This is a genomic window from Mesorhizobium sp. WSM4871, from assembly GCF_055811295.1.
In genome coordinates this window covers 1-5,015 of sequence record NZ_JBVVPU010000039.1, presented here as the reverse complement: position 1 = coordinate 5,015, position 5,015 = coordinate 1, and the positions used below count along the sequence as shown (strand labels likewise).

Below are 5,015 nucleotides of genomic sequence, written 5' to 3'. Positions count from 1 at the left end.
CCGTCGATCTCCTCGCACAGCCGCGAGACCTGGCTCTTGGAGATGCCGCTCATCCCCATGGCCTTGACCAGGTCGTCGACCGAGCGGGTCGAGATGGCCTGGACGTAGGCCTCCTGGATGACGGCGGTCAGCGCCTTCTCGGCCATGCGGCGCGGTTCGAGGAAACCTGGGGAGTAGGAGCCTTTCCTGAGCTTCGGGATGCGCAGTTCGACGGTGCCGGCGCGCGTCTCCCAGTCCCGGTCGCGGTAGCCATTGCGCTGGGCGAGCCGCAGCGGATTCTTCTCGCCATAGGCGCGCCGGTGGCCGCGCCCACCTCCAGCTCCATCAGCCGCTCGGCGACAAAGCCAATCATCTCGCGCAAGAGATCGGAATCTGGAGTCTTCTCCACGAGCGCGCGCAGGTTCATCATGTCGTCGGTCATCGATGGTTCCTTCGAATCAGGTTGGTGTCAGCAACCCGACCTTACCGGCGAACTGTCGATGACCACCGCAAAGCCGCTCGCTCGCTACAGCGCTATCAAGGGCGCGCTCGCGAACGGCTTCACTACCGCCGAGCTACACCACCTGTGGGGACACGACCCTCTCGCGCGATTGAATGAGCACCGGCGATTGGCCGCAGCTTTCCGCAATTGCGTGAACTTTGATTTCGCCAAATCCAAGACAGCCTTCGGGGGAAGCTCTTCGCCAAGCTCAAGCATTGGTGGCGCAAGGCTGCTATGCGAACAGTCGAAACCGTCTGTGACGCCATCGGCCAAATCCTCGGCACGTCACTTCAACCGAATGCAGGAACTACTACACCGAGGCAGACTAATGCGCCAACCTAATTTCATCTCGCTCTAAATTAGGTGTTCGCCGTCAGGCGGTAGATGTTTTGCTGTCGCAGAGTACAGATTTTCTTCCGGAGCGACTTGAGCTCAGCATTGATGCTACGGTTCGGGGAAGCGCCCATAAGTCTCGCGGCGGGTGGGTCGCCAATTTCTTAAAAGCTGGTCTCTACACAGCCAGGTTTCGGCCCATAGGCGGGCGATCGTTTGTGTGACCTGTTTCCCATTAGCCGCGACCTGAGCATATATCGAGGATCGTATCCTAAGCCCGTATATGAGCCGAAACGTTGGGGCTTCATATGTTCCCACGTACGACCGCTCAATCGAGACTCACTCTTGCTCTAAAGCTGTCTAGGCGGCCCCAATACGGCTCGGCGGTAGACCGAGATATGACGTTTGGAGTGTTCGGTGAACGCACCTCTCGTCCAATCTCCCCAACGCTCCGCGAGCTCCAGCCCGACGCATTCGGCCATGGTGTCGAGCTCCTGATGATAAACGTAACGAACGCGTTCTGGAAAACGTGTGACCGATGTACCAGAAAACCAGAGGAAGGTTTGAACAAAGTTCTGGTTAAGAGGATCGTGTATTTGCGTATTGATGAATGTATTCTCGTGATCAACGAACACGGTAGTAGTTTTCTGGCCGCCAACGAAACCTTCCAACGCTGGCACGCGCACTTCTAGAACCACAACCCCATCCTCATCTAGCGCCTCCGCGGCAGATCTGAGGCAAGCTATTTGCTCTTCGCGTCTGGAGAGCTGCATGAACGTGTCAAAAACGCAATAGACAAGCTTGTAGCGTTGCTCTGAACTGAAACCGGCGATGTTCCCCTTCCAAGCCTTAATCAGATTGGTACTCTCGGCAAGAAACTTCAACATGCCGTCCGATTTGTCGATACCATTGACCTTGACGCCCCGCTCACTCAGCGGTATCGCCACGCGCCCGTTGCCAATACCAAGTTCGAGAGCACTCCTTCTGCTGGAAAATCGTTCAAGAAAGGCGGCGGTTTCCTCTGCCTCAGCGACTTTACCCACCAGTTTGGTGTATTTTTCATAGCTCGACGCATCATCATAGGGGAGGGGCATATGACATTTTCCAGTGCTGTGTTCAGATGTTTGGATGGTGGTCAGCTCAAGCGAGATCATCATTGTGGACGCAAGCGCCATGCCAACTTGAAAAGCGATTTTGGTTTAACACGTTGACTGTTCGCGACGACCGATTCCGTCTGTTCGGGGCGGCACAATTTTGCCCGGAGTCCGACAATCGAGTAGCCAACTGGATACCTTCTGTAATCGGTCAACGGTCTGCCGCTCGGCATTCGATGGCCTCGTCGTCTTCCGGTTTCACGCTTATGTCTTGGTCACCGCTATGGCGCCACATTCTCGGCGGTTCATTGGTGATTGGGGATATTCGGAAAGGCGTCATGGCGGTCGGCTCTTTCATCAAGAAGTCGGTTCGTTCGATCTGCATCCGGTGCAACACGACGGCGAGCCGCCGCGCCAAGGCGATCTTTGCCTTTCGTGCGCCACCGCAGCGAGCGGTGCAAGCGACCAAGTCTTGATGTCTGCGCGGCAGCGCGTCACCATCACGTTGGCTGCCTCATAGAGCAGTGCCCGCACGATGGCATCGCCGCGTTTGCTGCAACTTCTTATGCTGCAAAGAATCGCGTCGACTACTGCCTGAAAACCGCCTCTGACACGTGACGGGTGGATTTCGGCGCGCAAGGGTGTTCAAGCGTCGGCCGGCTTGCGTCGCGGCCTTTGGAGCGGTTGTCCTTGCGAGTTCCGAGAAGTTTCTTGGCGATTACTACGTGGTTCCGGAAAGATTAAACTGGGGAGCGGAAGTGAACATGCCGGCCCGGCAGGTGTCGCAGATTACGGGCGGATCTCTCCTACGTTCCGAAAGCACAGGGGAATTTTGTCTTCTCGGCAGGTTCGATCCTGTTTTGCGGGAGCCTCCCGGTGAACGACTTCAACAACAACAGCTCAAAATTGCTGGAGAACGTTGTCCGGCGCTGCCTTTGAAAAGCGCCTTCCGAAAATATCACTGACAGCCGCTTCTCCGATACGACAACCGCGCAGGTGCCCAGCCTACTTGCGCCGTGCCTCCCGTTGTAACAAACCCTTAAATGAAATTCACAGATTTTTTTTCACCTCCGATCGCTGGTAGTGGTACGTTCACCGCATTAGGTCTTATACCTACCTGCACTACCGCTTGATGACGAGCCGGTCGCAGTGATCCGTACCCTCGACGCTCCGGGCTTCTGCGAAAATGAGTTAGTTCCACGCTCCACTTGGCATCGCCGTCGTTGCGCTCCTTCACATGGAATGAGCAATACACTATGCAGAGCACCGAGATCGAGTTTGCCGAGTTCCGAACCGAACATCTCGACGAGACGCTGGAGCTCACAGCTCAGGCCGGATGGACCTACCGCAAGGATGATTGGTCGATGCTTCTGGGTTTGGGCTGTGGCTATGTAGCTATTGTGAACAATCGTCTCGTCGGATCGATGTGCATGACGTTCTTGGGGGAGGTCGCGACTATCGGCCTTCTGGCTGTCGACGAGGAGATGCGCCGCCAGGGGATCGGCGGTCAACTCATGAAACTCGCCCTAGAAAAAGCGGGCAAACGTGAATGCCGCCTCATAGCATCGTCTGATGGGAAGCCCCTCTACCGCAAGCTCGGATTTGACTGGGTGGAAGCTGTACCTACTCATCGAGGGATAGTTGGAGGCGTGGGCGCCCCGGATGGGGTCGAATGGGCAATCCGAGATGATTTTCATCAGATCTCCGAAATCGACCGAAGTGCAACGGGGATAGATCGCCGGGCACTCATATCCACACTTTGGAAAAAGGGGGTGTTTGCCGTCATCCGGCATGCGGGGAAAGTGGTGGGCTATGCTGCAATGATGCGGTACGGGAGCGATGAAGTCGCCGGGCCGATCGTCGCATGTAGCACCGACGAAGCAAGGCGCCTGTTGTCCTTTTTGGTTTCACAACGTGTCGGCGCGTTAATTCGCGTATCCCTCCGTCAGCAGTCCGGGCTGGCAGACTGGCTGAACTCGATTGGGATTGCAGAGGTGTCAATCAGCACTGCCATGCGCCGTGGCAAGGTCCACGCTGATAGGGAAGCGCCCTTCCGCACCTATACGCTTGCCTCAAAGGAGTTCGGTTTTCCATAATTAAACTTGATCGGTTGGATGTTCCAGTATCTCCGTAACATAGCACCGATTGAAACATCAGCAGAACGGCATGAGCGGGCCCGGTGACCTATGCGGTTAGACAGCCATGTGGCTGTCCTCAGCATTGGTAACCTGAAGAACATGGCGTTAGGTCAGCTGTGACTTGGCACTTAATAATGAGAATGCCTTTCAATGAGGGAGCGGGAAGAGATGGGGATAAGAACCTTCGGATAATGGAGGCCTCGTCGATTGGGCAAATCTGTCTGGCTTGAGATTGTCGGCGTCGATGGCGTTCCGCAGCGTCGGGAGATAGCAACTTTTGCGCGCAATGTCGACGGACCGCGTCTCGACGACTTTCGGCCTCCCCTGGAGAAAGGCAGGGCGATACAGCGCCGTCTGCAGGAGGAGCTAGCGCAGTTTCAGACGGATCAAGCCGGCCAGCAGGATCGGAAATGTCACGACTGCAACCGCCTTCGCGGGTGATAATGCAGCGCAATAAGGTGCATTACGTCTACACCGTTGAACGTGTCGCCAGGGACCTCGGCGTCAGCGAAGCGCTCATCCAGGACCTGACCCTCGGTCTCGTGCCCGATGACGGCGTCATCTGGGTGTACGGGGCCAACGATGACGACGGGATCTTGGCCTTCACCGATGAAGTGATCGAGGAGGTCAAACTCCTCCTCGAAGAATATCATCGCGTCTCCCCATCGAATGCTTGACCCCAGCACCGCGGTGCTCAGGTGCTCATGGCCACCGCCGTACTTCGCCGGCTTTCAATTACCCACATCGTCGGCTTGATCCAATGGAGATGCCGAAGGCGATGTCGTGCAAGCGGGTCATCCCACGCCAGACGACCATATTGCCGAGAGGCGGATCATGGCGATTTGCAGCAGGTAAGCGGCGAGCGTGGGCCGTTGGAGGCGCGGTCGCGTTTGGGACGCGTCGGGTCGAGCGCAGTGATCTCGGCGAAGGTGAGAACGCCGTCGGGCGCGGCGTCTGGCTTGGCGCGCG

4 protein-coding genes and 3 pseudogenes are annotated in these 5,015 nt (G+C 56.8%); 4 read left to right on the top strand and 3 right to left on the bottom strand.

Annotated features, from left to right (window positions below):
• Positions 1-421, bottom strand: a pseudogene (locus tag AC0L2H_RS32320) (transposase); the annotation flags it as partial.
• Here AC0L2H_RS32320 and AC0L2H_RS32315 point away from each other — a divergent pair.
• Entirely contained in the window at positions 408-839 is a 432-nt protein-coding gene (locus AC0L2H_RS32315; protein WP_080643875.1) for a hypothetical protein, read from the top strand. The pseudogene AC0L2H_RS32320 and the gene AC0L2H_RS32315 overlap by 14 nt on opposite strands.
• Before the next feature lie 325 nt (positions 840-1,164).
• Here AC0L2H_RS32315 and AC0L2H_RS32310 read toward each other — a convergent pair whose 3' ends face one another.
• Both AC0L2H_RS32310 and AC0L2H_RS32305 read right to left on the bottom strand, forming a co-directional pair.
• Positions 1,165-1,971: a methyltransferase domain-containing protein gene (locus tag AC0L2H_RS32310; protein ID WP_236952152.1), complete on the bottom strand. Its 807-nt coding sequence runs from the start codon at positions 1,969-1,971 to the stop codon at positions 1,165-1,167.
• Positions 1,972-2,269: 298 nt separating this feature from the next.
• Positions 2,270-2,469, bottom strand: a pseudogene (locus AC0L2H_RS32305) (IS110 family transposase); the annotation flags it as partial.
• A gap of 695 nt (positions 2,470-3,164) precedes the next feature.
• On the opposite strand from AC0L2H_RS32305, the gene AC0L2H_RS32300 reads away from it, so the two are divergent.
• From AC0L2H_RS32300 to AC0L2H_RS32290, 3 genes and pseudogenes are all read left to right on the top strand, one after another.
• Positions 3,165-4,004, top strand: coding sequence for a GNAT family N-acetyltransferase (locus tag AC0L2H_RS32300; RefSeq protein ID WP_019863422.1), 840 nt, complete (start codon positions 3,165-3,167; stop codon positions 4,002-4,004).
• A 249-nt stretch (positions 4,005-4,253) separates the two neighbouring features.
• Positions 4,254-4,481, top strand: a pseudogene (locus AC0L2H_RS32295) (hypothetical protein); the annotation flags it as partial.
• On the top strand, positions 4,457-4,723 hold the full coding sequence (locus tag AC0L2H_RS32290; RefSeq protein WP_223217802.1) for a hypothetical protein: 267 nt from the start codon (positions 4,457-4,459) through the stop codon (positions 4,721-4,723). The pseudogene AC0L2H_RS32295 and the gene AC0L2H_RS32290, both read left to right, overlap by 25 nt.
• Positions 4,724-5,015 lie beyond the last annotated feature (292 nt).

Bases quoted from the DNA above. Each gene is read 5' to 3' on its own strand.
- AC0L2H_RS32315 (WP_080643875.1), top strand. From the start codon at position 408: ATGTCGTCGGTCATCGATGGTTCCTTCGAATCAGGTTGGTGTCAGCAA.
- AC0L2H_RS32310 (WP_236952152.1), bottom strand. From the start codon at position 1,971: ATGATGATCTCGCTTGAGCTGACCACCATCCAAACATCTGAACACAGC.
- AC0L2H_RS32300 (WP_019863422.1), top strand. From the start codon at position 3,165: ATGCAGAGCACCGAGATCGAGTTTGCCGAGTTCCGAACCGAACATCTC.
- AC0L2H_RS32290 (WP_223217802.1), top strand. From the start codon at position 4,457: ATGTCACGACTGCAACCGCCTTCGCGGGTGATAATGCAGCGCAATAAG.